The organism is Streptomyces sp. CA-106110 (genome assembly GCF_050936285.1).
Lineage (GTDB): Bacteria > Actinomycetota > Actinomycetes > Streptomycetales > Streptomycetaceae > Streptomyces.
In genome coordinates, this window is record NZ_JBNJNB010000001.1 from 1114886 (window position 1) to 1140420 (window position 25535).

Consider the following 25535-nt stretch of genomic DNA (forward strand, 5'->3'; position numbering starts at 1 on the left):
CTACGCGGCGAGGCTGAGTTCGAGTCGGGCGAGGTGGCTGGTGTGGCGGCGGTCGAGTGGCTTGCCGTTCCACCAGGCGTTCAGGCGGATGAGGTTGAGGGCGACGGCGCTGTGGACGTGTTCGAGGTGGGTCTTGGCCAGGCCGCGGTAGCGGGCCCGGCGACTGTCGGTGACGGTGAGGGCCTGGTGGATGGTTCCCTCGACGCCGGCGCGTAGGGCGTACGCGTCTTGCCAGTCCCGGTCGGCCTGCTCGGCACGGGCGGTGCGCAGGGCCTCGGTCAGCGGGCGCGGGTTCAAGGTGAGCTGGCGGAAGCCCCGGCGGCTGGTGGTGCACAACTCCCGGACCGGGCAGGGGCCGCAGGTCGGCTTGGTGAAAGCGACCACGATCATCGGATAGCCGTGTTGGGTGCACGGGCTCCAGGAGGAGCTGGCCCGGCCCTGGGGGCAGGTGACCTGCTGGTACTTGAAGTCGATGGTGAACGCGTCGGCCTGGAAGCCCGCGTTCTCGCGGGCTTGGCGGGACTGGTCGAGCAGGACCGGGGTGATCAGTGCGATGCCGTAGGCCTGGCGGGACTTCACGATCAGGTCGGCGCTGGGGTAGCCGGAGTCGAGGTAGTGCTCGCCCGGGAGCAGGCCGCGGCGCTGCAACTGCTGGTGGATGCCGTCCAGGGCCTTGGTGTCGGGGACGGTGGAGGCAGTGGTGGCCACGTTCGTGATCAGGTTCGGGGCGGTGCGCTCCTTCTCGGGCGCGTCCGTGCAGCTCTCGCTCACGTGCAGCTTGAACCCGTTCCAGAAGGTGTCGCGCTTGGCGGACCAGCGGGTGTCGAGATCGTAGGGGGAAGCGATGCGCAGATGGCCGGGCGGCAGCCCGTCACCGCCCTCCTCGGTCCTGGCGCGGCGGGCCACGACCTCGCGTCCGCCCCGCGCTGTGGTACGGGTGTAGTTCTGCAGCAGCACAGTGCGCAGGGTCTGCACCGCGGGCAGCTCGCGCAGCCAGGGTTCGGAGCGCGGATCGTAGACGGCGCTGAGCAGGGCGAAGCCGTCGCGGGCGTAGGTCAGCGCGAGCTGGTCGCGCTTGGTGGCGGAGGAGGGCATGCGCCAGGTGTCGATGCGGGTGTCGTAGCGGCGCGACCAGCCGGGCACGTCCAGCACGTCGGCGACCCAGTGCGGCGCGGCCACTGTCAACGCCTCCACCGCCGCCCGCACGCTCTCCCCGGCCAGCTCCAGGCGGTTCAGACATCCCATGGCGTAGGGATGTCAAGCAGCTGCGGTGAGGGTTGCGTGGTGTGACCACGCGGTGGCCTCGTCGTAGAGGGTGCGGGTCTTGAGGCAACCGTGGAGGATGCCGACGAGCCGGTTGCCGAGCTGGCGCAGGGCGGGGTTGTAGCCGGCGTCGCGGGCGCGCTGCTTGTCGTAGTAGCGCCGCGCGCCGGGCGAGACGCTGATGGCGGAGAACGCTTGCTTGTGGAGGGCGTCGGCGAGGTGGTCGTTGCGCGCGTAGCGGGCCTGGACGCTGTGTGTCCTGCCGGAGGCGCGGGTGATCGGGCTGGTCCCGGCGTAGTTCTTGCGCGCCTTCGCGCTGGTGTAACGGGTGGGGTCGTCCCCGAACTCGGCCAACACCCGGGCACCGGTGACTTCGCCGATGCCGGGCATCGACAGGTAGATCTCAGCGTCCGGGTGCGCGAGAAAATGCGCACTCACCTGCTCTTCCAGCTCCGCTATCTGCTCGTTCATGGCGATCAGCAGTCTCGCGTGTGCGACCGCCGCCGCGGCGTAGGCGGAGACCACCAGTGCCGGGACGCCGAGCTGGGGCTCGCGCAGTGCGGCCCGGATCGCGGCGGCCTTCTGATCCCGGTGGTGTCGGCGTTGCCGGGCCAACACCGCCGTGATCTGCTGTTTCGTCAGCTTCGTCGCCCGCTCCGGGGTGGGCGCCTTGATCAGTAGCTCCAGCGCGTCGGTGCTGGTCAGCTCCAGCCCCGCGTAAGCGGCCAGCGCGCCGGGGAAGTACTCGCGCAGCGTGCTTCGCAACCGCTGGAAGGTGCGGGTGCGCTCCCAGATCAGGGTCTGGTGAGCACGGGCGACGACGCGGACGGCCTGGGCCTGCTCGCTGTCCCCAGCCACTGGCCGCAGCTGGGCGCCGTCAATGCGGACCATGTCCGCCAGAGCGTGCGCGTCGCCCTTGTCGCTCTTGGCCCCGGAAGTGCCGTACCGCTCCTTGAACCGGGCCGCCTGGCGGGGGTTTACCGCGTAGACCGTGTAGCCGGCTGCGATCAGCGCCTGGACCCACGGACCGCGCTCGGTCTCGATCCCGACCACCACCTGCCCCGGTTCCAGGTCATCGCCGCCATGCCGGGCGACCAGGGCGTGCAGCTTCGCGATGCCCGCAACGCCCTCCGGCAGCCGCGCTGAGGCCAGTCTGCGGCCCGTCGCATCCTGCAGCTCGACGTCGTGGTGGTCTTCGGCCCAGTCATCGCCGATGAACAGCACCAGCACCCAACCCTTCACTCTCGTACGGACCTTGCACAGCCGACGGAAGGCACGGCTCGCGCCCTAATGGATCAAGTGCTCACGCCCAACCACCCGGCGGGCACGCCATCCCATCAGCAGTCAGGCCTCCCGGCCGACCAGTAGGGGCACGGTCTGAACCCAGAGCTCCAAGGGCTCCGGTCCCGGTAGTGCTCACCTACTGGCGGCTACGGACCGTAGTCTCTCCTACCGCCCGACGAGCCCCATTAGGTCCCGCACCGCGGAGACGATGTAGGTGGAGTCGGTGCGCTGTTTGCCCCCGGCTGCGACCAGACCCTGCTCCGTCAGCCTCTTCAGCAGCAGGTCCAGGACCTTCTCCTCCAGATGGTGCTCGACCACCCAGGTACGGAACTGCGACAGCACGGTGAAGTCGAAGCCGGTGTCGGTCAGCTCCAACCCGAGCGCGTAGGCCCACGAGAGCCGGTCACGCACCGCCTCCGCAGCCTGGCGGTCCGTCAGGTTCTCCGCCATCTGGAACACCGTCACCAACGCCAGCCGACCCGGGGACCAGCCCGCCGGCCCCGTCGCGCCGAAAGCCTGCGCGAACTCCTCGTCCGGGAACAGTTCCCCCAGCCGGTCGCGCACCGCCACCGGCAGCGGCACCTGCCGCCCGTAGTTCTTCGCCCGCACCGCCCGCGCCACCACGGGATCCGGCTCCGGCCACGACTGCGGCTCCATCGACACGCCCATCCCACCCCACGACCGAGGATCAGAAAGGAACCGGCCGCACCACCAACCCTGCCAGCACCACCAAGCCACTGTCAGCTCTCAACTGCCAATGGGCAACAGGGTCGCGGCCGTCTGGTCCGCGACGTGGTGTTCTGATGTGAGCGCAGCCGCGGTAGCCGCCGTCGCCGGCGAGCCGCGGGTGAGCTGGAAGGGTCCGGCCGAGAGTTTCCCGGAAGACGACGATGTCGTTGCGGTTCCCTGGCCATGCGTCACCGAGTGCGACGATGCGTCTGTCCCGGGCCCGGCAGACGACCTGCACGTTGACGCTGTGCCGGTAGTTCTTGCTTTTCGCGGTGTGGGTGTGGTCGTGGACGGGGATGAGGGTGCCGTCGACGACCCACAGCTCCCGCCGGTCACCCGGGGGCGGCCCCAGGAGTTCCCCGAGGAGCGGTGCGAGAGGGGAAATCACGCGGTGCACGGTGGAGTCGGTTGTCCCGAACAGTGACGCCAACTGCTGCATTGTGAGGTTGGTCCGGTAGGCGAGGACGAGCAGCAGGACCCGGTCGGGGAACGGAAGCGCCCAGTTCCGGCCGTGGTCGGCGTCTGGTCTCCGCTCCCACAGCTGCTCGACGAGGTCAGGGCTCGAGCGTTCTCGGGTGACGAGACGTCATGGTTGTAATAGAGTAGGCGTGTTGTCGGTTTCGCGGCGTTGGTGAAACGAGACGCGGCCTCGGATGATCAAGGTGTCTGAAGCCGTTGATCACAACCGAAGCCGCGTCCGTATCCCATCCTCCCTGATCTCCACCGTCACTCGCCACCACGACCGCCTGCCGGACACCTCCGACCAGGACGCTGACCATCTCGTCGGCCTGGCCGATGTCCTGGATCGATTGCCCGACCCGCGCCGGGTCCGCGGCCGCCGCTACCGGCTCGGAGCCCTGCTGGTGCTGTGCACCACGGCCGTGCTGGCCGGGGCCTCGACCTGGGCCGGCATCATCCGCTTCGCCGCCGGACTCGACCCGGCCCTGCGCGAGCGGATCGGCCTGAGCCGGGGCATCCCGCGCACCTGCACGCTGGCCCGCCTGCTCGCCCGCCTCGACGGCGACGCCCTCGACCAGGCCCTGGGCGCCTGGGTACAGCTATAGCACTGCGACCCTCTCAGTGCCCCAGCTCCGGAAGACGGCCTGGTCAAGCGGGGAGCCGTCGCGGTCGACGGCAAGACCGCGCGCGGCTCGCGCACCGGCGACCGCCGCGCGGTCCACCTGCTCGCCGCCTGCCTGCGCCCGCAGAGCGCCACGTTCGAGCACCTCGCGCTGCTCGCGGCGCTCGTCGCCCTCACGCTGATCGCCCTCACCTCACTCGCGGCCAGCGTGACGCTGTCGCGGCATCGGACGGGCGGCGAGCCGAGCGGCCCCTCGTGACGCATGTCACCCGCGGGCCGGCCCTCCTTAAATAGGAGTCTTGGATGCGTCTTTGATAGCGTCGAGGCATGCGGTTGACGAAGTTCACCGACCTGGCGCTGCGTGCCATGATGCGTCTGGCGGTCTCCGAACAGGGCGGCTCCCTGACCACGCGCGAAGTGGCGGAAGCCGTGGATGTGCCCTACGCCCACATGGCGAAGGCGATCACCCGGCTGCAGCACCTCGGCGTGGTGGATGCCCGCCGGGGTCGTGGCGGGGGGCTCGGACTGACAGGTCTCGGCCGTCAGGCTTCGGTGGGCTGGCTGGTGCGGGAGCTGGAGGGCGAGGGTGAGGTCGTCGCCTGCGAAGGTGATCTGCCGTGTCCGCTGCGCAGCGCCTGCCGACTCCGCCGGGCGTTGCGCGATGCACAGGAAGCGTTCTACGCCGCACTCGATCCGCTGACCGTGGCCGACCTGGTGGCCTCGCCCACCGGCCCGGTACTGGTCGGAGTGGTCGGCCACCGCCCCGAGTGACCCACGCCCTCCCGGGTGTGTGCGCGCTCGTATCATTAAATATGAAGATCATTAACCAATTTAGGAGTTCGTCGTGCTCTCGGAGCAGTCCACCCCAGTCATCCGTGCCACCCTGCCGGCCGTCGGCGCAGCCATCGGCGACATTGCTGACCTGTTCTACAAGAGAATGTTCGACGCCCATCCCGAGCTGCTGCGGGACCTGTTCAACCGCGGCAACCAGGCCAACGGTGAGCAGAAGATGGCCCTGGCCGGATCGGTCGCGGCCTTCGCCGCCATGCTCGTGGAGCACCCCGACACCCGGCCGGACACGATGCTCTCCCGGATTGCGAACAAGCACGTCTCCCTCGGCATCACCTCCGACAAGTACACGATCGTCCACAAGTACCTCCTCGGGGCGGTCGCCGAGGTGCTGGGCGACGCCGTCACCCCCGAGGTGGCAGCCGCCTGGGACGAGGTCTACTGGCTGATGGCCAACTCGTTGATCGCCATCGAGGCCCGGCTCTACCAGCAGGCCGGTGTCGCCGATGGCGACGTCTGGCAGAAGATGGAGATCGTCGAACGGCACCAGGAGACCACCGACGTGATCTCCCTGGTTCTGCGGTCCGCGGACGGCAGCCCGGTCAAGCCCTTCCGTCCGGGCCAGTACGTCAGCGTGCAGGTCCAGCTGCCCGACGGCGCCCATCAGATCCGCCAGTACAGCCTCTCCACCGCTCCTGGCCGCCCGGAGTGGCGCATCACCGTCAAGCGCGAGCAGAGGGGGGAGGTGGAGGGTGAGGTCTCCAACTGGCTGCACCGGAATGCCGCGCCGGGCGACATCCTCAGCGTGTCCCTCCCTGCCGGTGACCTGGTCCTGCCGGAGGGCGACCACCCCCTGCTGCTGGCCAGCGCCGGAATCGGCATCACTCCGATGCTGACCATGCTCGACCACCTAGCCGTCACCGGATCGACCCGCCAGGTCGCTGTGGTCCACGCCGACCGCACCCCCGCCCACCACCCCCACCGCGACGAACAGCGCCAACTCGTCGACGCGCTCCCCGACGCGAAGCTGCACCTCTGGTACCAGGAGCCGGGTGACCAGGCGCCGGACGCACTGCCCGGCAACGCCGACGTCACCACGCTGGAACACCCGGACAACGTGAGCGTCTACATGTGCGGCCCCCTGCCGTTCATGCGCGCGGTCCGCGGCGACCTGCTGCGCAGCGGTGTTCCCGCCGAAAACATCCACTACGAGGTCTTCGGCCCGGACCTGTGGCTCGGCCAGGAGTGAGCGAGCCGGCTTTCCCGAACCGTCCCGGCACCGGCCCGGGATGGTTCGGGTGCTCACCGGCGAGACCGTGCCGCGCTCCCGCACCCACCAGGCCTGCATGGCCCCCGAATTACTGACTTCGGCGTATTAGGGTCAGTTTGTCTGTCGAGAGCAAGGCCGGTCCCGGCGAGGAAACCACCCAGGACGCCATGCCGGTACTGCAGCGCCTTGAGTCGTCTGCGGAGCAGAGTCTCCAGCTCGCCGAGCGTGCGGGCGGCCAGGTTGGCCAGGCTCCGCTTGATGTGCGCCCACAGGCCCTCCACCGGGTTGAGTTCGGGTGCATACCCGGGCAGCAGGACCACCGTCAGCCAGTCCCGCTCGGCCACGAGCGCCTCCATTGTTTTGGAGATGTGGGTGCTCAGCCGGTCCCACACCACGATCAGCGGGGCCTTCAGCAGCTGGTGGGCGCCGTCGAGCAGGCGAATGCAGTCCGTCTCGCTCAGCGAGCGGCGCTCACCCTTGCGGCCGGTATGCCGGCGCGGCCGGTAACACAGGCGGGCGGGCAGCCCCAATAGCGGCTTTGGCGTTGCGCCTGCTCTGGACGAGGATGTCGAGGACGTTGCCGTCTTGGTCCACGGCCCGCCAGAGGTACTGCCACTCGCCGTTGATCTTCAAAGAGGCCTCGTCGAGACGCCACTTATCGCCGGTTTGAGGCTTGCGGCGGCGCAGTCCGGCCGCGTATCGGGCCCGAACCTGGCACACCACTGCCGGATGGTCTCGTGGGAGACGAAGATCCCACGGGCGAGCAGGAGTTCCTCGACCTCGCGGTAGCTGAGCGGGAAGCAGTGGTACAGCCACACCGCCTCGGAGATGACCTCCGCCGGGCACCAAAAGCCCTTGCATGACGGCGTGCCCACGCGCAGCCGTCCCGACAGCGACCAACCCGACGATCATGCCGGACCAACAGCCCCCAGCCAAGCTGACGGTGCCCACCCGGAAGCGCGAACGCGCGATGAAGGGCTTCCGCTCAGCCAGCGGAGCCCAAAGGTTTTTGTCCGTTTCGGCCAGGTCTCCCCCCACTTCCGACCTCGATGCCATCTCCTCCCCGCCACCGAATTCCGTACCGAAATGCACCACCGCTTCGCCACCTGGAACAAAGTCACCGGCACGCGCGACAAACACCATGGCCACGGCACCCTGACCCACAGCCCGGCAACCCGGCCCACCACACCCTCAACCAGCCACCTCCTCAACAACCTGACAACGCCCTCCTCGCCATTGGAGTCCCCATGGGCTACGACAACCTTCTGATCGTGCTGGCCATAGCGGCCGGTGTGCCGCTTGTGCTCGCCACGGTCCCCCGGCTTCCCCTCCCCGGCGCGGTGCTCGAAATCCTGGCGGGCATCATCCTTGGCCCGGCCGTGCTGCACGTCGTCGAGGCGGACGCCGCCGTCGACATGCTGTCGGTCATCGGCCTGGGCTTCCTGCTGTTCCTCGCCGGCCTGGAGATCGACATCCAGCAGCTCCGCGGGCCCCGCGGGCGGCTGATCGGCACCGGCTGGGTCGCCTCGGCTGCCCTTGCGGCTGCGGTCGGCTGGCTCATGTACACCGCCGGACTCGTCGAGAATCCCCTGCTGGTCGGTACTGCTCTTATGGCGACGGCGCTGGGTCTGCTGGTCCCGATCCTCAAGGACTCCGGGGCGATCGACCGGCCGGTGGGACAGCTGACGATCGGCGGCGCGTCGGCCGGCGAGGTTGGAGCCGTCGTCCTTCTGTCGCTGCTCTTCTCGGAAGGAAGCTCCGGCGCGGGCTCGAAGGTCCTCCTCCTCCTTGCCCTGGCTGGGATTTCGGCGCTCATCGTCGCGGCGTCCGTGCGCATCGGACGGTGGGCCTGGCTGACCCGCACCCTCGACCGGCTGGCCGACACCAGTGCCCAGATCCGCATCCGGCTGGCGATGCTGCTGGTCGTCGGGTTCTCGGCGATGGCGCTCCACCTGGGCTTCGAGGCCATCCTCGGCGCCTTCGTCGCAGGTGCCGTCCTCCGGCTGGTCGACCCCCACGCCGAACGGTCCCACCCCCGGTTCCACATGAAGCTCGCCGGCCTCGGCTACGGATTCCTCGTTCCCGTGTTCTTCGTGACGAGCGGTATCCAGTTCAACCTCGGCGCCCTGTTCGAGGACGCCGGGACCATCCTCCGGGTGCCGATGTTCCTGGCCGCGCTGCTGCTGGTCCGCGGCCTTCCGGCACTGCTGTACCGCGCAGCCGGACTCTCCTGGCCGGAAGTCGCGGCCGGCGCTCTGCTCCAGGCCACATCACTGCCAGTCATAGTGGCCGCAGCGACCATCGGCCTGAAACTGGACGCCATACGGCCCGAGAACGCGTCCGCGCTGGTCGCCGCCGGGCTGCTCTCCGTGGTCATCTTCCCCCTGATCGCGCTGCCCCTTCTCCACCGCTCCCAGCAGCACCCGGCAGCGGATGGCCGGACACAGTCGGGTACCGGACACACACGATCTGCCGCTCGCACATGACACCGTGACACTGAGCTTGACTCTGTCGGGGATCTTGGAGTTTTCCCGGTGCGGCAGCGTGATCAGCGGGCATGCTCGGGGCTGTTTCGAAGGCCGGCGCAGTTGTCGAGGTGTCCGTTGTCCTTCCGTCCCCGTTCCGGTGAGCAGGTCCCGTCTTTGACTGCGCAGGTCGCGCGGGCGAGCAACCCTGGCGGTACGGCGGCGATGTGGGGGAGAGACCGGTTGGACGGGTTGTGGTGCGACGAGGACTTCGCCGACTGGTACCCGCGCGACGGGCGCCCCAGCATCTCGCCCGCCCAGTTGGCCACCGGCCCAGACCTCGCGGTGTCCGGCCTCGGGCGTACCCGGCTCGCCAATTCCGTGCACGATGCGGGATGGTCGGCGTTCGTCGGCATGCTGGAGTCAGGGCTCGAGCGTTCTCGGGTGACGAGACGTCATGGTTGTAATAGAGTAGGCGTGTTGTCGGTTTCGCGGCGTTGGTGAAACGAGACGCGGCCTCGGATGATCAAGGCGTCTGAAGCCGTTGATCACAACCGAAGCCGCGTCCGTATCCCATCCTCCCTGATCTCCACCGTCACTCGCCACCACGACCGCCTGCCGGACACCTCCGACCAGGACGCTGACCATCTCGTCGGCCTGGCCGATGTCCTGGATCGATTGCCCGACCCGCGCCGGGTCCGCGGCCGCCGCTACCGGCTCGGAGCCCTGCTGGTGCTGTGCACCACGGCCGTGCTGGCCGGGGCCTCGACCTGGGCCGGCATCATCCGCTTCGCCGCCGGACTCGACCCGGCCCTGCGCGAGCGGATCGGCCTGAGCCGGGGCATCCCGCGCACCTGCACGCTGGCCCGCCTGCTCGCCCGCCTCGACGGCGACGCCCTCGACCAGGCCCTGGGCGCCTGGGTACAGCTACAGCACTGCGACCCTCTCAGTGCCCCAGCTCCGGAAGACGGCCTGGTCAAGCTGGGAGCCGTCGCGGTCGACGGCAAGACCGCGCGCGGCTCGCGCACCGGCGACCGCCGCGCGGTCCACCTGCTCGCCGCCTGCCTCCACGGCACCCGCACCGTCATCGCCCAGCGCCAGGTCGACTCCAAGAGCAACGAGATCTCCGCGTTCCGTCCCCTGCTCGAACCTGTGGACCTGACCGGCAAGGTCGTCACCTTCGACGCCCTGCTCACCCAGCACGACCACGCCCGCTTCCTCGTCGAGGAGAAGAGCGCCCACTACATCGCCCTGATCAAGGGCAACCACCCCACCCTGCACGTCCATCTCAAGCAACTGCCCTGGCACGAGATCCCGCTGATGGACAAGACCCGCGCCACCGCGCACGGCCGCGACGAGATCCGCCGTCTCAAGGCGGCCACCGTCCCCGGCCTGCCCTTCCCCCACGCCGACCAGGCCCTGCAGATCGTGCGCCGCCGCCGCGTCCTGGCCACCGGCAAACTCACCCTCGAACGGGTCTACGCACTCACTGATCTGACGATGCACCAGGTCACCGCTGCCCAGCTCGGCGAGCACATCCGCGAGCACTGGGGCGTGGAAGCCCTGCACCACCTGCGCGACGTGACCCTGCACGAAGACGCCTCCAAGATCCACACCGGCAACGCCCCACGCGCCATGGCCAGCCTGCGCAACACCGCCCTCGCCCTCGCCGAACTCGCCGGCTGGCGCAACCACGCCGCCGCAGTCGATCACTACCGGTCACATCCCGACCACGCACTCGACCTGATCAAGCCCGCACCGTGAGAAAGCTCGCGCCCTGTCGACGAGGTGCTGCATCTGTGGCCCGGTGAGCCCGGTCCAGGCGCGGAGTTCAACGCTCGTGCAGCGGGCCAGAGTCAGGCGCATAAGGGCACCTTAGAAGCCGTATCTCAACCGACCATGGAACGTGCCGGTCGAACAGGTTTCCCGTCGGGGTGATCTTCCCGTTGTGTGCGCATGAGAGCAGGGCCTCTCGGTAGCTCGGGGATGCGAATCGAACCGAGCAATGCCGGGAGGCCCTGGTGTCGTTGTTGTACGCGTCCGAGTCCGTCCAGTTCAACTCGGCCGCTCCATCGTGTGATTGCCTCGCGCATGTGTACGGCAACGCGGCTGATCATCCAGATCGGGTGCGCCGGTATCCGTCGGACATGACGGACGCAGAGTGGGCGGCCATCCGGCCGTTGCTGCCGGTGCCTGCCTGGCTCCAGGGGCGGGGCGGGCAGCCCGAGGGCTATTGCCACCGCCAGATGCTGGACGCGATCCGCTACCTGGTCGCGGGCGGGATCTCGTGGCGGGCGATGCCCGCGGACTTCCCCGATTGGGGCCGGGTGTATGCCTTCTTCCGCCGCTGGCGCGAGCACGGGCTGATCGGCGAGTTCCACGACCGACTGCGCGGAAAGGTCCGTGAACGCGAAGGCCGTGAGGCTGAGCCCACGGCAGGGGTCATCGACGCGCAGTCGGTGCGGGCCGCCGCGACGGTGCCGGCCGCCTCACGCGGCTACGACGGCGTGGACCTGGTCCGCCGCCGAGACGCCTCGTCTCCTGGTGGGTGGGCATACGAGGCGCACCTGATGGTCCTCACCAGCGGATACGCGTCCCCGGCTACCCGGGCCCGGCGGGCTGCCGCAGCCGACCTGAACCGGGTCGGTGGGATCGACGGCAACGTCTCCAACCTGTCCGTCGTCTCCTTCCCAGACACCTTCGACCCCGCAGACGGACAGGTGCACTCGACCAGGGTCGAGCTCACCGACGCCGAGAGGGCCGCACTCGAAAAGGCCCGCCGCAAGGAACGGGGCCGCAAACGTGCCCTCGACCGGTCCCGCCGCGCCACCAACCCAGGCCAGTACGCGCCGTCGAAACGCCGGCAGGCCCGAGCCGCACGACGCAAGACCGCCGGACTCCCGGAACGGCACGTTCACGTTCCGGGCGGCGCGCGGGCGGCGAACAAGGCCGGAGTACCCAAACAGGCAAACCGCAGGGACACCCTCTCGGCCGGCTACCGCCTTGACCGGGCCAGGCTCGCCGAGGCCACCACCGCCGCAGCGAAAGACCACCGCGCACGGCGAATCGCTGAGCGGATCGTTGCCGATCATGGCGCCAACCTGACCGTCGAGGACTGCGACATCCGCACCTGGTACCGGCTGTGGGGCCGCGCCCTGCAAGCCACCACACCTGGCCGGCTCATCGCCGCGATCGGCAAAGAATGCGAGAAGACCAGCGGCCGCCTGCTGCGCGCGTCGACCTTCACCACGAAGCTGTCCCAGACCTGCCTGTGCGGCGACCAGGTGCGGAAAAGCCTCGCCGACCGGGTCCACACCTGCACCTCCTGCGGCCTGGTCGCCGACCGCGACATGGTCTCCGCCGCACTCGCCGCGCACGTCCGGCTCACCGATCCAGACGATCCCAGCACGGCGGGCCTGGACACCGTCCAGGCCCGCACCACACAGATCTTGTTCTCACCAGGGCTGCAAGAAGCCCTGTCGAGTCAACCGCAGCGCGGTGGCCGCCCCAGCAGGGGCCGCACCCACGCGGCAGCCCACGGTCCGGGAATCCCCGGCCGGCAGGCCTCTGCTCGACGAAACACCCCCGACCGGCACCGGCCCACCCCGAATGAGACCCGACCCGCGAACCAGCGGCACAAGGACCACGTCGGAACAGCCGCCCACACAGGAAACACCGCAGCCCGCGGCGGTATCCCTGCGCGGGAACTGATCGGGTGGCATCCCAATACGGGATGACTCTTAGTGTGACTCCATGTCCGAACCCATACACCTGCGTCCCGTCCTCGACCGCGATCTCAGCCTGCTGGAGCGCCTGTACGAGGACCCGGCGGAGGCCGGGGAACTCGGCTTCTTCGGCCACCGGAACCCCGGTCAGCTGCGCCGGAAGTGGGCCGAGGGCTTCATCTCAGCCCAGGGTGGACGGCTGGCCGTCGCCGCGGGCGACGATCGCTTCGTCGGCGAGGTGCAGTGGCACCAGGTCCTGCAGGGCCCGGCCTCGCCCTGCTGGAACATCGGTATCGCGTTGCTGACGGCCGAACGCGGCAAGGGCTTCGGCACGCTCGCTCAGCGCCGGCTCGCCGAGTACTTGTTCTCGCACACTCAGGTCAACCGGGTCGAGGCGAGCACCGAGATCGTCAATGTCGCCGAGCAGCGGTCGCTGGAGTCGGCCGGCTTCACCCGGGAGGGCGTGCTGCGCGGAGCCTGCTTCCGAGGCGGCGCCTGGCGCGACATGGTCATCTACTCCGTGCTGCGCGGTGAGCTCGCCGGCCAGGAGTGACGCCTGCGGCACGAGCCGGGGCTGCGGTGGAACGGCCTGGCCGGGCACCCGGCGAGCCCGAAGGAGGCGGACCTGCTCTCAGCTCGCCGGCACGGGGAAGAGCATGCAGCTGCTGGTGGCGTGGCCGAGCAGACGCTCCTCGGAGTCGAGCAGCTGGGCCTGCGCCAGCGCGGTGCGGCGGCCCTGGTTGAGGACGGTGCCGACGGCGCGGACCTTCCCGGTGTCGACGGTGATCGGGCGGAGGAACTTCAGGGTGAGGTCGAGCGAGGTGTATCCCATGCCCGCCGGGAGGACGGACTGCACGGCACAGCCGGCGGCGGAGTCGAGCAGGGTGGCGTAGACGCCGCCGTGAACGCTGCCGATGGGGTTGTAGTGCTCCTCCCCCGGTTCCAGGACGAAGACGACGCGGCCGAACTCGACCTCCTCCAGGGCGAATCCGAGGGTCGCGGCGATGGGCGCGGCGGGCAGACGACCACTCAGCACGCTGCGCAGGAAGTCGAGCCCGCTCTGCTGCCCGACGGCGGCTGCGGAGACCCTCGGGTCCTCCCACTCGAACGTGCGCGACCTGGTCATTGACGTCTCTTCCTCTGCTGACTGCACCATTTGAAGCTAGCCAGTCGCACCTCTGGCTGTCAATGCCGAAGCCAGCCTAGGATGTCGGTATGACCTGGCTCGAGACCAGCCCCGAGAACTGCACCGTGCAGCGCACCCTCGACCTGATCGGCGAGAAGTGGTCCCTGCTGGTGGTGCGCGACGCGATGAACGGCGTACGGCGCTTCGACGACTTCCGCCGGCACGTGGGACTGTCCGAGGCGGTACTGGCGGACCGGCTGCGCAAGCTCGTAGCCGCCGGGATCCTGGACACCGTCCCCTACCGCGAGCCGGGCCGGCGCACCCGCCACGAGTACCGGCTCACCCGCAAGGGCTGGGATCTGTGGCCCGTGATGCTCGCCCTCAAGCAGTGGGGGGACCACTACACCGCGGACCCGGAGGGACCACCCCTGGAGGTTCGCCATCGCGACTGCGGCCGGCCGCTGGAGATCGCCGTCGTCTGCGCCGACGAGCACGGGCCTCTCACGCCGTGGCAGGCCTACACGAAGCCCGGCGCCTCCGCACACGCCCTGACCTGATCGCGCGCCGGACGGAGCGGCCCGCCGGCGCCCGGCCGAGCAGGCCCGGCCACCCGGTGCCGGCCGGGCCACAGCCCGCCCCGCCGCAGGAGACACGGAACGGTAACGAAGCCGTGATCAGGCGTAGTTGAGTCGTTGCGCACCGTAGCATCCTCTGCCCCGGGTGTTCGTGGTCGAATGCCCGGTGGGGGAGGAAAACATCGTGATATTCCTGTCCGGGGGGCATACGTGTGCGCGGCGGACGCGCATCGTGATGGGGACCGGAACGAGCATGGGGATGCTGGCCGTGCTGCTGAGCGGCTGCTCGGGTGGCGGCGGAGGGCAGGTCGAGTCCGCGCGTTCCGTGCCGGCGTCCGTGTCCGCCTCCGCGCCGACCAGCACGCCGCCGCCCGTCACCGAGTCCAGCGCAGTGGCCACGGCGACCACCGCGGTCGAGACCGAGGTCTCATCACCACCGCCTTCCTCGGCCGACACGCCGGTCAGCGAGCCGACGGGGGCCGCCGCGCTGTGGGGGCGGGAGTACAGCGGCAGGGCTGACGTCTCGGTCGATGTGTACGACTACTGCGGCAGCGGCGGGTCCAGGCGACTGGCGGACAGCAAGACGTATTCCATGAACGCCACACTGAACCTGGCTCGTCCCCGCACGGGCGGAGGTGAGACGGAGGACAACCCGTTCTCCCTGCTGCTCGCGGTCGGGCAGCCGTCCGAGGCGGGCGCGGTGTCGTTCTGGTCGTCCGCGGTCAGCACCGTCTCGAGCCAGGACCTGGCGGGCAACCCTCGCGACCCGAACCTGCTGCTGACGTACTGGCATCTGGAGTGGACCGACGGCGAACTGAGCGGACGGCTCACCGATCCGCACACCGAACAGGCCGTCACTCTCAATCTGGTCAACTGGCCCAGCCTGATCGTCGCCTGCCGTCCTGACCTCGGCGCCCTGCCTGGCGGATACCCGCACGCAGTCGCTGCGGGCACGACACTTCGCGGGAAACTCGACGGCGACAGCGCGTCCCTGACCGCGCAGGGCGGTTCCGGCGACAGCCTGTTGAAGTTCCGCTTCGACTTCACCGGGACCTCCTCGTGATCCCCCGCGCGGATCCGTCGGCGCGAGCGACAGGAGGCGTGGGGCGCGATGGCCGGTGACGACCTCGACCGGTGGGGCGTGCGCATCGCGCGATGGGCGGCGCCTTCGGAAGCGGTGCTCGCCCCGCAGGTCACCCGCGCCTACGCGGCCGGTGGGACGGTACGCCGGGAGCTGTTCCGCACCGGAGGACTCGCGCCCGGCGGGTTCGGCGGGGGGATCACCACCCTGCTGCCCGAAGTGCTGGACGCGCTGGCGTACGCGGCCGACGCCCTCAAAGCCGCCTTGGGCAGCCAGCAGTTCGCCAACGCCGTCTCCACGGCAGCGCTGGTGGTGAGTTTGCGGACCGGGCGCTCCGATCCGCAGACCCCGGCCCCTTCTTCGAGCGGGTCTGCGGCCGACGGTCGCGGACCCGGTGCGGGCGGAGCACGACGCGAGGGCGGGCCGTCCGCCGGTGCCAGGCACGACGAGGAGCAGAACGAGACCCGGCGGCCCGACCAGGCACCGGCTCAGCCCTCCGCCGAGGCCGTGCGGGCCGCATTACGCCTGTACGACCGACTGCGCGCCCGGGGAGTCGACCCGGCCACGGCCGAGGAACTCGCGGCCGGGCTCACCGCCCGGCTGCTCACCTCCGATGACCACGGCGGCGTCGCGTCCTTCCTTGACTCCCTGGTCGCGAACGAGCCGCCCGAGCCGACCGTACCCGGGCCCCGACGCCCCCGGATGCCCCTGCGCCGGCTCGCCGGGAGGCTGGCCGCCGTCCTGCTCCGCCGGGAGAGCGCGTCCGGCGCCGACCCGGTGGGATCCGCGACGCCGCCGGACGAGACGGACGGCACATGAGCCCGGCGGCCTCCGCCCGGCCGCCACACCCGGGTACCGCCACGGGGCCCGCCCGGCTCTGGGGACCGCCCCCCCTGGCTGTGGTTGACCCTGGGGTTGCTCGCCACACAGCTGCCGGTCCTGTTCGGCGGGCTGGCCTGGACGGCTTCCTGGACGTTGGTCGAACACCGCCCGACCTCCGATCTGCTGACGACTCTCGCGCTGACCCTCGTACAGGCGCTGCCCCTGCTCTTCCTGCTGGCGGGAGCGCTCTCGCTGGTGCCGCCCCGGGCGCGGACCCGGTGGGTGGAGCAGCGGTACGGGCTGGGGCCGCCCGAGCTCCCGGACACGGCCCCCTCGTCGGCGCTCGACCGGCGCGCACCCGTGGAGGACAGCCTGCCGGACGTCCATGACCAGATGCGGCGCTTCCTCGCCGAGCAGGCGCCGGGCACCGAGCTGCGTGTCAGCAGCCGCCGGGACCTCCTCGCGTGTGTCTATCCCGGTGGCCGGCGGACCGCACGGATCGGAGTCTTCAGCCCTCTGGTCCACCTGTGGGTGCAGGACCGGCAAGCAGCCGAGGCCGTACTGCTGCACGAGGTCGGTCACCTCCGGTACGGCGAGCAGCATGTCGCCGGGCTCGGCAGTCCGTTCACCGGTCTGGTCCGGGCATGGCCGTATGTCTTCGCCGTGTTCGGACTGCTGCCGGTGGCGCTGCTGTTCGCCTCCGGGAACGTGGCCGCGCCCTTGATGCCGGCTCAGATCGTCCTGGTGGTCCTGAGCGTGGTCAAGGTACTGCTGATCGTGGTCGGCGCCCTGTGGACGGCGGAACTGGCCGCCGACCGCCACGCCGCCCGGACCGCCGGACAGCGCATGCACCTGCGGGCGCTGAACGCCCTGGACCGGCGCGCCGGGGGTGGTCTGGCCCGGCTGTACCACCCGCCCGTCGGGGTGCGCCGCTGGTTCGCATCCCGCACCGAACGGCCGTCGGCCCAGCTCCTGTTGGTGCTCCTGTGGCCCGCGGCAGTGCTGGCCGGAGACCTGCTGGACCTGTTCGGTGCCGTTACGGCCTACCGGCTGCTGGGCGGCTCCTACCGCGCCGAGGCCACCCGAAAGGCCGTGTCGCTCGCCCGTGAACAGCTCATAGCGGGACCGGTGTGGTGGGCGATGCTGGCCACCATCGCACTGTGGCCGCTGATCGCCGGCGCGTGGTCCCGGCTGTGGGGATGGCGCGGGCAGCCGTCCGACGCCTTCTCTCGCGCCGCCTATGCGGCCTCGGCTCTGCTCCCCTTGCTGGCGCTGGCTGTGGGACTTCTTCCGGTCGGGCCGACTGCCGGTGGGTCCTCCCAGCAGGCCGGAGACCAGGGCCCGGGGGTCGCTGCCACCCCTCCGGCCGGGGCGACCGCCTTGCCGACACCCTGCCCCAGCCGTTCGCGGCCCCCGCGTCCTGCCCGCCCCGAAGGGATTCCGTCCTTCTCGGACGCTCGGTTGTCCAAGGACGACGGCACCGCCCGGCCGACCCCTGACCGGACGTGGTCGTTCCGCACGCTCCGGGTCATCTCCGTGCAACCGCTGTCCGGATCACTCACCCAGGCTCAGGACGTGGCGGACCGCCTCGCACATGTCCGCTGGACGCTCACCACCGATGGCACGCTCACCGCGGACGACGCGGACCTCCCCCCGCTGCGCACCACCGCCGTCCACGGCGACACGCGTCTGCTGAGCGGCGAGCGCAGCCGCACCACGGATGTCAGCGTCACCACCGTCTGGATGGATGCCCGTCTGGTGCGCCCGCCTACGGGTCACACCATGCGACTGGACCTGATCCGTACGGCGACCGGAGTCACCCACGCCGTTGTCGCCTGCCGGGCGTTCGACTCGACGGTCACCACCGCCGCTCGCCTCGCACTCCAACTCGCGGCGCGGTGACCGCTTCACGGCCCCTTGGGCATTCCGTTCGGTGTGTCTGCGCACACCTCCACGAGGACCTGGTTCGTCCCGAAGACCGGAGGCCGTCCCGGCACAGGCCCCTGAGCGGATGACGACTTGCTCACACGTGTTTCCCGGTCACCTCCGGCCGACACCGGGAATTTCCCAGACGGCCATGGGCGACGGCAAATTGCGTCTCTATTCAGACATGCACAGCCGGCCCGAGCCCATTCGCTCAGTCACGTGTGTTTCGGCAATGTGAGACGGGCGTGAACGGCGCCGTGCCCGAATCGGATTGCGTCGATTTCTGCCACCGGATCAGCCCTCCGCGATTGACCGAAACGATGCGCACTAACGGCGTGCGACTGGTTCAACGTTGACCAGCGAGTAATAACGGGACTATAAACCGGTTCCAGCAAGTGCTATGAATCGGCGTTCCCAGGTGTCCCCTGTCCGGGTAGAAGCCGACGCACCGTTTTGCTGTCCTGAACCCCCCACCATGCAGTTCCCGTTGATGCGGAGAACCATGACGTCTGCTGTGCGCTCCAAGGACATGATCATCGGCATCACCCCGTTCGGTGACCCCGACGCACGACTGGCATCGGCCGTCAGTCGCGCCGGCGGGCTCGGCGTACTCGACCTGGGAGACGGCGACCGAAGATCCCGCGAAGCCCTCGCGCGGCTTCACCGGCTGGCACCGGGACCGTTCGGGATACGCGTCGGCCCGCGCTGCCGCCTGGTCCCCGCGGACCTCGTACGGGAGACGGACGGCGACGAGGGTCCTGGGACGGTGGTCCTCGCCGCGGACGCGCCCTGGCAGATCGGTGATGTGGCCGCTCGCCATCGCGTCCTGGTGGAGGTCACCGACCTCCACCAGGCACGGGAGGCGGTCCGCGCCGGGGCGCACGGGCTGATCGCCCGGGGCAGCGAGTGCGGCGGCCGAATCGGGGAGTTGAGCACCTTCGTCCTGCTGCAGCAACTGCTCGCCGCATCCGGTGTGGAGCTCCCGGTGTGGGCCTGCGGCGGCATCGGACCCCGGACGGCCGCCGCGGCCGTGGCGGGCGGCGCGGCAGGCGTCGTCCTCGACAGCCAGCTCGCACTGCTCGCCGAGTCGGCACTGCCCGAGGCGGTCGCCGCGGCCCTGCGGCCCCTGGACGGTTCGGAGACCGTCGTCCTGGCCGGCCACCGAGTCCTGCTCCGCCGCGGCCGGGACACCCCCCAGGTGACGGACACCGAACCGGAAGCGGTGGCGGCCGGACTGGGCGCGCAGGATCCGGCCACCCAGCTGCTGCCGGTCGGTCAGGACGCTTTCTTCGCTGCCCGGTTCGCCGAACGCTGGGGGAACACCGCTCGGACGGTACGGGCCTTGGCGCAGGCCGTGCGGAACGCGTTACGGGATGACGCGCCCGCAAGGGCGCTGCTGCCGGGCTCCGCGATGAGCCGGGCGCTCGGCACACGGCTGCCGGTGGCGCAGGGGCCGATGACCCGGGTCAGCGACCAGGCCTCGTTCGCCGCCGCCGTCGCCGCGGACGGGGCCCTGCCGTTCCTGGCGCTCGCGCTCGCCGACAGCGAGCAGACCCGGGCCATGCTGACGAAGACCCGCAGCGCGGTGGCCGGGCGTCCCTGGGGGGTCGGCGTCCTCGGCTTCGCACCGGAGGACGTGCGCAACGCACAACTGGAGGCCGTGCGAGAGGTACGGCCCACGCACGCGATCATCGAGGGCGGACGCCCGTCGCAGGCCGAGGCGCTGGAGCGGGACGGGATCCGCACCTTCCTGCACGTACCCTCGCCCGGGCTGCTGCGGCAGTTCCTCCAGGCCGGCGCACGCCGGTTCGTGTTCGAGGGATCCGAGTGCGGCGGCCATGTCGGGCCGCGCGGCAGCTTCCCGCTGTGGGAGGCGCAACTCGCGGTCCTGGAGGACTTCCTGGACAGCGCGGAGGAGAACACCCCGCAGGACGTGCAGGTGTTCTTCGCCGGCGGCGTCCATGACGAGCGGTCGGCGGCGATGGTCGCCGCACTCACCGCTCCGCTGACCGCACGCGGAGCGGCCGTCGGCGTCCTCATGGGCACCGCCTACCTGTTCACCGAAGAGGCCGTGACGCGGGGCGCGATCCGGCCGCTGTTCCAGCGACAGGTGCTCGAAGCGCGGCGCACCGCGCTCCTGGAGACCGCGCCCGGCCACGCCACGCGCTGTGTACCGAGCCCGTTCACGTCCGACTACCGCGCGCTTGAGGCGCGGTTACGGACCGAGGGGGTGCCCGACCGGCAGATCTGGGAGCAGCTGGAAAGCCTCAATGTCGGGCGGCTGCGCATCGCCAGCAAGGGCGTCGAGCGGGACACGACCGGCCGGCTCGCGCCGGTCGACGAGGACCGCCAGCTCAGCGACGGCATGTTCATGGCCGGAGAGGTCGCCGTGCTGCGCGCGGAGACCACCACCGTCGGCGCCCTGCACCAGGCGGTCACCACGGGGGCGGTCACCTTCCTCACCGAGCGGACGGCGGCGTTACGCGGAGACCTCGGCACGGGTACGGACTCCCGGCGGGCGGCACCCGCGCCACTCGATGTCGCCGTCATCGGTATGGCCTGCATGTTCCCGCAGGCGCCCGACCTCGCCACCTTCTGGGCCAACGTCGTCTCGGGCCACGACGCCGTCGGCGAGGTCCCGCCGGAGCGCTGGGACCCGGCCGTGCACTACGAGGAAGGGGCCTCCGCCTCGAAGTGGGGCGGCTTTCTGCCCCCGATCCCCTTCGACCCCCTGCGTTACGGCATCCCGCCCACGTCGCTCGGCAGCGTCGAGCCGGTTCAGCTGCTGTCCCTGGAGGCCGCCCGGCGCGCTCTGGAAGACGCCGGATACGGTGACGACGGCCGCACCTTCGACCGTTCCCGCACCGCGGTGGTGTTCGGCGCCGAAGCGGGCAGCGACCTGTCCAACGCGGCGACACTGCGCGCCGTACTTCCGTCGTACTACGGGAAGGTACCGGAAGGCATCGAAGAGCAACTGCCCACGCTCACCGAGGACTCCTTCCCCGGCATGCTGGCCAACGTCATCTCCGGTCGCATCGCCAACCGGCTGGATCTCGGCGGCGCCAACTACACCGTGGACGCCGCCTGCGCCTCGTCGCTGGCCGCGGTCGACGTGGCCTGTAAGGAACTGGCCGGCGGCACCAGCGACGTGGTGCTGTGCGGCGGCGCGGATCTGCACAACGGCATCAACGACTACGTGCTGTTCTCCTCCGTGCACGCCCTCTCCCCCACCGGCCGCTCCCGCGCCTTCGACGGCTCGGCGGACGGCATAGCCCTGGGCGAGGGCGTCGCCTGCGTGGTCCTCAAGCGGCTCGCGGACGCCGAACGGGACGGCGACCGGATATACGGTGTCATCAAGGGGGTCGGCAGCTCCAGTGACGGCCGCTCGCTGGGACTGACCGCCCCGCGCCCCGAGGGCCAGCGGTCCGCGCTCGAGCGGGCCTACCGCAACGCGGGCCTGTCCCCGGCGGACGTCGGGCTGGTCGAGGCGCACGGCACGGGGACCGTGGTCGGCGACCGGACCGAACTGACCATCCTGAGCAAGGTGTTCGAGGCGGCCGGGGCGCGCCCGGGCGGCTGTGTGCTCGGCTCGGTCAAGTCGCAGATCGGGCACACCAAGTGCGCCGCCGGACTCGCCGGCCTGATCAAGACGGTGCTCGCGCTGCACACGGGGATCAGGCCGCCCACCCTGCACATCGAACGGCCCAACTCGGCGTGGGCGGCGGAGACCAGCCCCTTTGTCTTCCATGCGGAGGCACGCCCCTGGGCGGCACGGGCCGGTGAACGCTTCGCCGGGGTGAGCGCGTTCGGCTTCGGCGGGACCAACTTCCATGTGGTGCTGGGTGCCTACGGCGACGGCGTCCCCCCGACGCAGGCGCTTCACGCCTGGCCGGCGGAGCTCTTCGTCTTCCGGGGCAAGGACGCGGCGGCGGCCCACCGGGCCGTCGAGGAGGTGCTGTCCGCCGCGCAGGCCGACGGCCGTCCGTGGCGGCTGCGCGACCTGGCGCTCGGCGCGGCGCGGCGCTCCGACACGAGCCACGACCCCGTGCAGGTGGCGATCGTGGCGACGGACGTGGACGGGCTGATCGGGCAGTTGCGGCGGGCACTGGCCGGGGAGCACGATCCGGCGCACGGGATCCACCTCGCGACGGCGCAGGCCCCGGCTCCCGACAAGGTCGCCCTTCTCTTCCCCGGTCAGGGCAGTCAGCGCACCGGGATGCTCTCCGAGTTGTTCGTCGCCTTCCCCGATCTGCACGAGTATCTGGAGCTCGGGCGCGATGTCGCCGACACGCTGCACCCGCCGGCCGCCTTCGGCGACGCCGGGCGCGAGCGGCAGCAGGCCGCGCTCACCGACACCCGGGTCGCCCAGCCCGCGCTGGGCGTCGCCGGGCTCGCCGTACTCGCCCTTCTCGGCGCCGCGGGAGTACGGCCCGACATGGCGGCCGGACACAGTTACGGCGAGCTGGTCGCGCTGTGCGCGGCGGGCGCTCTCGACCCGCAGACGCTGCTGGAGCTCAGCGCCGAGCGGGCGGCGTCGATCCTCGCCGCGGCCGGGCAGGAGCCGGGGACCATGGCCGCGGTCACGGCCGGCGCCGAGGACGTCGTACGAGCCCTGCGTGCGGCGGGCGCACCCGCCTCGGTCGTCGTCGCCAACCGCAACGCGCCGGAGCAGACGGTGATCTCCGGTCCGGTCGCCGACGTCGCCGACGCCGTACGGAGGCTGCACGAAGCCGGGTACGGCGCGAAGCGCATCCCGGTGGCCTGCGCCTTCCACAGTCCGCTGGTGGCGGGCGCCGGTGACCGGTTCGCGAAGGCGCTCGCCGCCCGCCCGGTGCGTCCGCCCGAGTTCCCTGTGTGGGCCAATCGCACGGCCGCCCCGTACGCCGCCGACGCGGATGCGGTACGGGCCGAACTGGCCGCGCAGATCGGCGCCCCGGTCGGATTCGTCGAACAGATCGAGGCGATGCACGAAGCGGGCGCGCGCCTGTTCGTCGAAGCCGGTCCCGGTTCCGTCCTGACGCGGCTGGTCGGGCGGATCCTCGGGGACCGGCCGCACCGGGCCGTCGCGTGCGAGCCGCGCCCGGACCAGGGCCTGCGGGGCTGGCTGGACGCTCTCGCCCAACTCGCCGTCGCCGGGGCGCCCGTGCGCACCGAGTGGCTGCTGCGCGGACGGGACGCGGTGGACGCGGTACGGACCCCGGCGCCGAAACGGCCCGGCTGGACGGTCGACGGGCAGCTGGTCCGCACCGCCACCGGAGAGTTCCTGCCCGGTGCACTCGCACCGGCCCGACGAGTCGTGGAGACGACTGTGACGACGAACCCCCCACCCGGCGTCGCGTCCGACCGGGACGCGCTCATCGCCGAATTCCTGCGCACCAGCCGGGAGATGGTCGCCGCCCAGCGCGATGTCCTGCTGACCTATTTCGGCGCGGCCCCCGGCGAGCACATCACAGCGCCTGCCCCGGTGGCATCACCGGCACCGGCGCTGCACACCGCACTCCCGCAACCGGTGCCGGTGCCAGAGCCGGAGACGGCGCCCGTCGCGGCGGGGACCGGCGAGCACGACGTACACCAGCTGGTGCTCGAGATCATCAGCGAGCGCACCGGCTATCCGGTGGACATGATCGAGCCCGACCTCGACCTGGAGGCGGACCTCAGCATCGACTCGATCAAGCGGGCCGAGATCGCCGGTGAACTGGCCAAACGCCTCGGTGCCGGCGCCGGCACGGATCTCGCCGTCCTGGGCGACGCCGAGTTGGAGCAGCTGACGAAGGCACGGACGGCCGCCGCGGTGACCGACTGGCTCACGGCACGGCTCACCGGACCGGAGCCGGACCCCAGCGCGCCGCAGGCCGCGGTGGCCGCCACGGAGCCTGCGCGGGTGACGCCCGGCGAGGCGACGGAGGTGACCGGTGAGGCCCCCAAGCGGTTCGTCCTGCGACCGGTACCGCTCGCGCAGCACGACGGTACGGCCGATCCTTCCTCGGTGCTGTCCGGGACCCGGTGGGTCGTCCTCGGTGACGGCGCCGAGGTCGGAGCCCGGTTCGCGCCGCACGGAGCAGACGTGGTCGTTCTCGACCGGGAGCATCTGCTCACGGAGGCGGACGGCGCCGTGGACGGTGTGCTGTACCTCGGGGCGCTCGCGGCCGGGACGCCGGTGCTGCCCGATGCGTTCCCGGTCCTGAAGGCCGCGCTGGCCCGTGGCCCCCGCTGGCTGCTGGCCGTACGGCCCGCCGATGGCGTGGCGCCTCACCCGGCCTCTGCCGGACTGCACGGCCTGTTCCACACCGTGGCCCGCGAATACCCGCAGACGGTGGCCAGGGTCGTCGACCTGGCCGACATCTCACCGGCAACCGTCGCCGACGCCCTCCTCACCGAACTGCTCGCACCCGACCGCGCCCCGGTCGTGCTGCGGACCGCGAACGGCCGCCATGGGCTGGAACTGACCCCGAGGCCACTCGGGCGGCTGGCCGCCTCGGGCGCCGGACCGGCCGGCGACGCGGCCGCCGAGGCCGCCGCGCTCGGTCTTGACCGGGACTCGGTGGTCGTACTGGCCGGCGGGGCGCGCGGCATCACCGCCCGGTTCGCCGCGGCACTCGCCGGCGCCTCCCGGTGCCGCATCGAGTTGCTCGGCAGAACCGCCGCACCCGACGGGCCCGAGGACTCGCGGACGGCCGGCGCCCGCACCGCGGCCGAGCTGCGGGCCGTACTGGCCGCGCAGGGCGGGCTGAAGCCCGCGGAGATCAACCGCGCCGCCGAACTCCTGCTCGCCCAGCGGGAGATCACCGCGACCCTGGACGAACTCACCGCGCTCGGCAGCCGGGTCCGGTACCGTTCCGTCGACGTCCGGGAGCCGGAGGCGGTGCTCCAGGCGGTGAAGGAGATCCACGCCGAGCACGGCCGGCTCGACGGCGTCGTCTACGGAGTCGGCGTGATCGAGGACCGGCTGATCGCCGAGAAGACCCCGGAGTCCTTCCAGCGTGTGTACGGCACCAAGGCCACGGGCGCCGACGCCTTGCTCACGGCGCTGGAGGAACTGCCCGAGGGGCCCGCGTTCACCGTGCTGTTCGGCAGCATCGCCGCGGTCCTCGGCAACCGGGGCCAGGCGGACTACGCGGCCGCCAACGACGCCCTCGAGACGCTCGGCGCCGCCTGGTCGGCCCGCACCGGCCACCGCGCGCTGACCGTGCACTGGGGCCCCTGGGCACCCAGCGGCGATCACACCGGCATGGTCGGCCCGGAGCTGGCCCGCGAGTACGCCCGGCGCGGTATCGCGCTGATCGATCCCGAGGAGGGCACCGCGGCGCTGCTGCGGGAGCTCGCCTGGGGCGACGAGACGGCCACGGGCGTCGTCTACACCTCCTCGGGCTGGTGACGGCCGTCGTGAGCAGCCGTCAAG

Annotated in this window: 17 protein-coding genes and 3 pseudogenes; 13 read left to right on the plus strand and 7 right to left on the minus strand. The window is 71.0% G+C overall.

Translation table 11 applies throughout. The features are described 5' to 3' along the window. The 4 genes from ACQEXA_RS05285 to ACQEXA_RS05300 all read right to left on the minus strand — a co-directional run bounded on the left by ACQEXA_RS05285 (position 1) and on the right by ACQEXA_RS05300 (position 3817). Positions 1-1245 carry a transposase gene (locus ACQEXA_RS05285; protein ID WP_432936729.1) on the minus strand — a complete coding sequence of 415 codons (1245 nt, stop codon included), beginning with the start codon at positions 1243-1245 and terminating at the stop codon, positions 1-3. 12 nt (positions 1246-1257) lie between these two features. After that, a complete protein-coding gene (locus ACQEXA_RS05290) occupies positions 1258-2487 on the minus strand; it encodes an IS110 family transposase (RefSeq protein ID WP_432938746.1) in 1230 nt (409 codons plus the stop codon). A gap of 225 nt (positions 2488-2712) precedes the next feature. Continuing rightward, positions 2713-3204 carry a transposase gene (locus tag ACQEXA_RS05295; protein WP_433128837.1) on the minus strand — a complete coding sequence of 164 codons (492 nt, stop codon included), beginning with the start codon at positions 3202-3204 and terminating at the stop codon, positions 2713-2715. Positions 3205-3235: 31 nt separating this feature from the next. Continuing rightward, on the minus strand, positions 3236-3817 hold the full coding sequence (locus ACQEXA_RS05300) for a transposase (protein WP_432939891.1): 582 nt from the start codon (positions 3815-3817) through the stop codon (positions 3236-3238). A gap of 121 nt (positions 3818-3938) precedes the next feature. Here ACQEXA_RS05300 and ACQEXA_RS05305 point away from each other — a divergent pair, with 121 nt between their 5' ends. From ACQEXA_RS05305 to ACQEXA_RS05315, 3 genes are all read left to right on the plus strand, one after another. Continuing rightward, on the plus strand, positions 3939-4340 hold the full coding sequence (locus ACQEXA_RS05305) for a transposase family protein (RefSeq protein WP_432936726.1): 402 nt from the start codon (positions 3939-3941) through the stop codon (positions 4338-4340). 344 nt (positions 4341-4684) lie between these two features. After that, positions 4685-5128, plus strand: coding sequence for a nitric oxide-sensing transcriptional repressor NsrR (nsrR, locus tag ACQEXA_RS05310; RefSeq protein ID WP_432936723.1), 444 nt, complete (start codon positions 4685-4687; stop codon positions 5126-5128). A 73-nt stretch (positions 5129-5201) separates the two neighbouring features. Beyond that, positions 5202-6395 (plus strand): globin domain-containing protein, encoded by a 1194-nt coding sequence (locus ACQEXA_RS05315; RefSeq protein WP_432936720.1) that lies wholly within the window; start codon positions 5202-5204, stop codon positions 6393-6395. A 128-nt stretch (positions 6396-6523) separates the two neighbouring features. On the opposite strand, the pseudogene ACQEXA_RS05320 reads toward ACQEXA_RS05315, so the two are convergent. Both ACQEXA_RS05320 and ACQEXA_RS05325 read right to left on the minus strand, forming a co-directional pair. After that, positions 6524-6943: pseudogene (locus tag ACQEXA_RS05320) on the minus strand (transposase); the annotation flags it as partial. A 4-nt stretch (positions 6944-6947) separates the two neighbouring features. Next, positions 6948-7297, minus strand: a pseudogene (locus ACQEXA_RS05325) (IS6 family transposase); the annotation flags it as partial. Between the two features lie 65 nt (positions 7298-7362). Between ACQEXA_RS05325 and ACQEXA_RS05330 the strand changes: the two are divergent. The 5 genes and pseudogenes from ACQEXA_RS05330 to ACQEXA_RS05350 all read left to right on the plus strand — a co-directional run. Then, positions 7363-7541, plus strand: a pseudogene (locus tag ACQEXA_RS05330) (IS6 family transposase); the annotation flags it as partial. A 122-nt stretch (positions 7542-7663) separates the two neighbouring features. After that, entirely contained in the window at positions 7664-8902 is a 1239-nt protein-coding gene (locus tag ACQEXA_RS05335; protein ID WP_432936717.1) for a cation:proton antiporter, read from the plus strand. Between the two features lie 501 nt (positions 8903-9403). Beyond that, positions 9404-10645: an ISAs1 family transposase gene (locus tag ACQEXA_RS05340; RefSeq protein WP_433128839.1), complete on the plus strand. Its 1242-nt coding sequence runs from the start codon at positions 9404-9406 to the stop codon at positions 10643-10645. 383 nt (positions 10646-11028) lie between these two features. Next, a complete protein-coding gene (locus ACQEXA_RS05345) occupies positions 11029-12618 on the plus strand; it encodes a transposase (protein WP_433128841.1) in 1590 nt (529 codons plus the stop codon). Positions 12619-12634: 16 nt separating this feature from the next. Continuing rightward, the gene (locus ACQEXA_RS05350; RefSeq protein WP_359400546.1) at positions 12635-13159 is read left to right on the plus strand and encodes a GNAT family N-acetyltransferase; all 525 of its coding nucleotides are present in this window, start codon (positions 12635-12637) and stop codon (positions 13157-13159) included. Between the two features lie 78 nt (positions 13160-13237). On the opposite strand, the gene ACQEXA_RS05355 is transcribed toward ACQEXA_RS05350, so the two are convergent. Continuing rightward, positions 13238-13732 (minus strand): PaaI family thioesterase, encoded by a 495-nt coding sequence (locus ACQEXA_RS05355; RefSeq protein WP_432936710.1) that lies wholly within the window; start codon positions 13730-13732, stop codon positions 13238-13240. A gap of 89 nt (positions 13733-13821) precedes the next feature. Here ACQEXA_RS05355 and ACQEXA_RS05360 point away from each other — a divergent pair, with 89 nt between their 5' ends. From ACQEXA_RS05360 to ACQEXA_RS05380, 5 genes are all read left to right on the plus strand, one after another. After that, entirely contained in the window at positions 13822-14289 is a 468-nt protein-coding gene (locus tag ACQEXA_RS05360; protein WP_432936708.1) for a winged helix-turn-helix transcriptional regulator, read from the plus strand. Between the two features lie 253 nt (positions 14290-14542). Beyond that, positions 14543-15370, plus strand: a complete 828-nt coding sequence (locus tag ACQEXA_RS05365; RefSeq protein WP_432936705.1) for a hypothetical protein — start codon at positions 14543-14545, stop codon at positions 15368-15370. A gap of 48 nt (positions 15371-15418) precedes the next feature. Further along, entirely contained in the window at positions 15419-16207 is a 789-nt protein-coding gene (locus ACQEXA_RS05370) for a hypothetical protein (protein ID WP_432936702.1), read from the plus strand. A gap of 96 nt (positions 16208-16303) precedes the next feature. Beyond that, positions 16304-18112 (plus strand): M48 family metalloprotease, encoded by a 1809-nt coding sequence (locus ACQEXA_RS05375; RefSeq protein ID WP_433128843.1) that lies wholly within the window; start codon positions 16304-16306, stop codon positions 18110-18112. Between the two features lie 526 nt (positions 18113-18638). Further along, the gene (locus ACQEXA_RS05380) at positions 18639-25511 is read left to right on the plus strand and encodes an SDR family oxidoreductase (RefSeq protein ID WP_433128845.1); all 6873 of its coding nucleotides are present in this window, start codon (positions 18639-18641) and stop codon (positions 25509-25511) included. Positions 25512-25535 lie beyond the last annotated feature (24 nt).

Coding starts and splice junctions, on each gene's coding strand:
- ACQEXA_RS05285 (WP_432936729.1), bottom strand. CDS start 1,245: ATGGGATGTCTGAACCGCCTGGAGCTGGCCGGGGAGAGCGTGCGGGCG.
- ACQEXA_RS05295 (WP_433128837.1), bottom strand. CDS start 3,204: ATGGAGCCGCAGTCGTGGCCGGAGCCGGATCCCGTGGTGGCGCGGGCG.
- nsrR (WP_432936723.1), top strand. CDS start 4,685: ATGCGGTTGACGAAGTTCACCGACCTGGCGCTGCGTGCCATGATGCGT.
- ACQEXA_RS05335 (WP_432936717.1), top strand. CDS start 7,664: ATGGGCTACGACAACCTTCTGATCGTGCTGGCCATAGCGGCCGGTGTG.
- ACQEXA_RS05340 (WP_433128839.1), top strand. CDS start 9,404: ATGATCAAGGCGTCTGAAGCCGTTGATCACAACCGAAGCCGCGTCCGT.
- ACQEXA_RS05345 (WP_433128841.1), top strand. CDS start 11,029: ATGACGGACGCAGAGTGGGCGGCCATCCGGCCGTTGCTGCCGGTGCCT.
- ACQEXA_RS05350 (WP_359400546.1), top strand. CDS start 12,635: ATGTCCGAACCCATACACCTGCGTCCCGTCCTCGACCGCGATCTCAGC.
- ACQEXA_RS05355 (WP_432936710.1), bottom strand. CDS start 13,732: ATGACCAGGTCGCGCACGTTCGAGTGGGAGGACCCGAGGGTCTCCGCA.
- ACQEXA_RS05360 (WP_432936708.1), top strand. CDS start 13,822: ATGACCTGGCTCGAGACCAGCCCCGAGAACTGCACCGTGCAGCGCACC.
- ACQEXA_RS05365 (WP_432936705.1), top strand. CDS start 14,543: ATGGGGACCGGAACGAGCATGGGGATGCTGGCCGTGCTGCTGAGCGGC.
- ACQEXA_RS05370 (WP_432936702.1), top strand. CDS start 15,419: ATGGCCGGTGACGACCTCGACCGGTGGGGCGTGCGCATCGCGCGATGG.
- ACQEXA_RS05380 (WP_433128845.1), top strand. CDS start 18,639: ATGACGTCTGCTGTGCGCTCCAAGGACATGATCATCGGCATCACCCCG.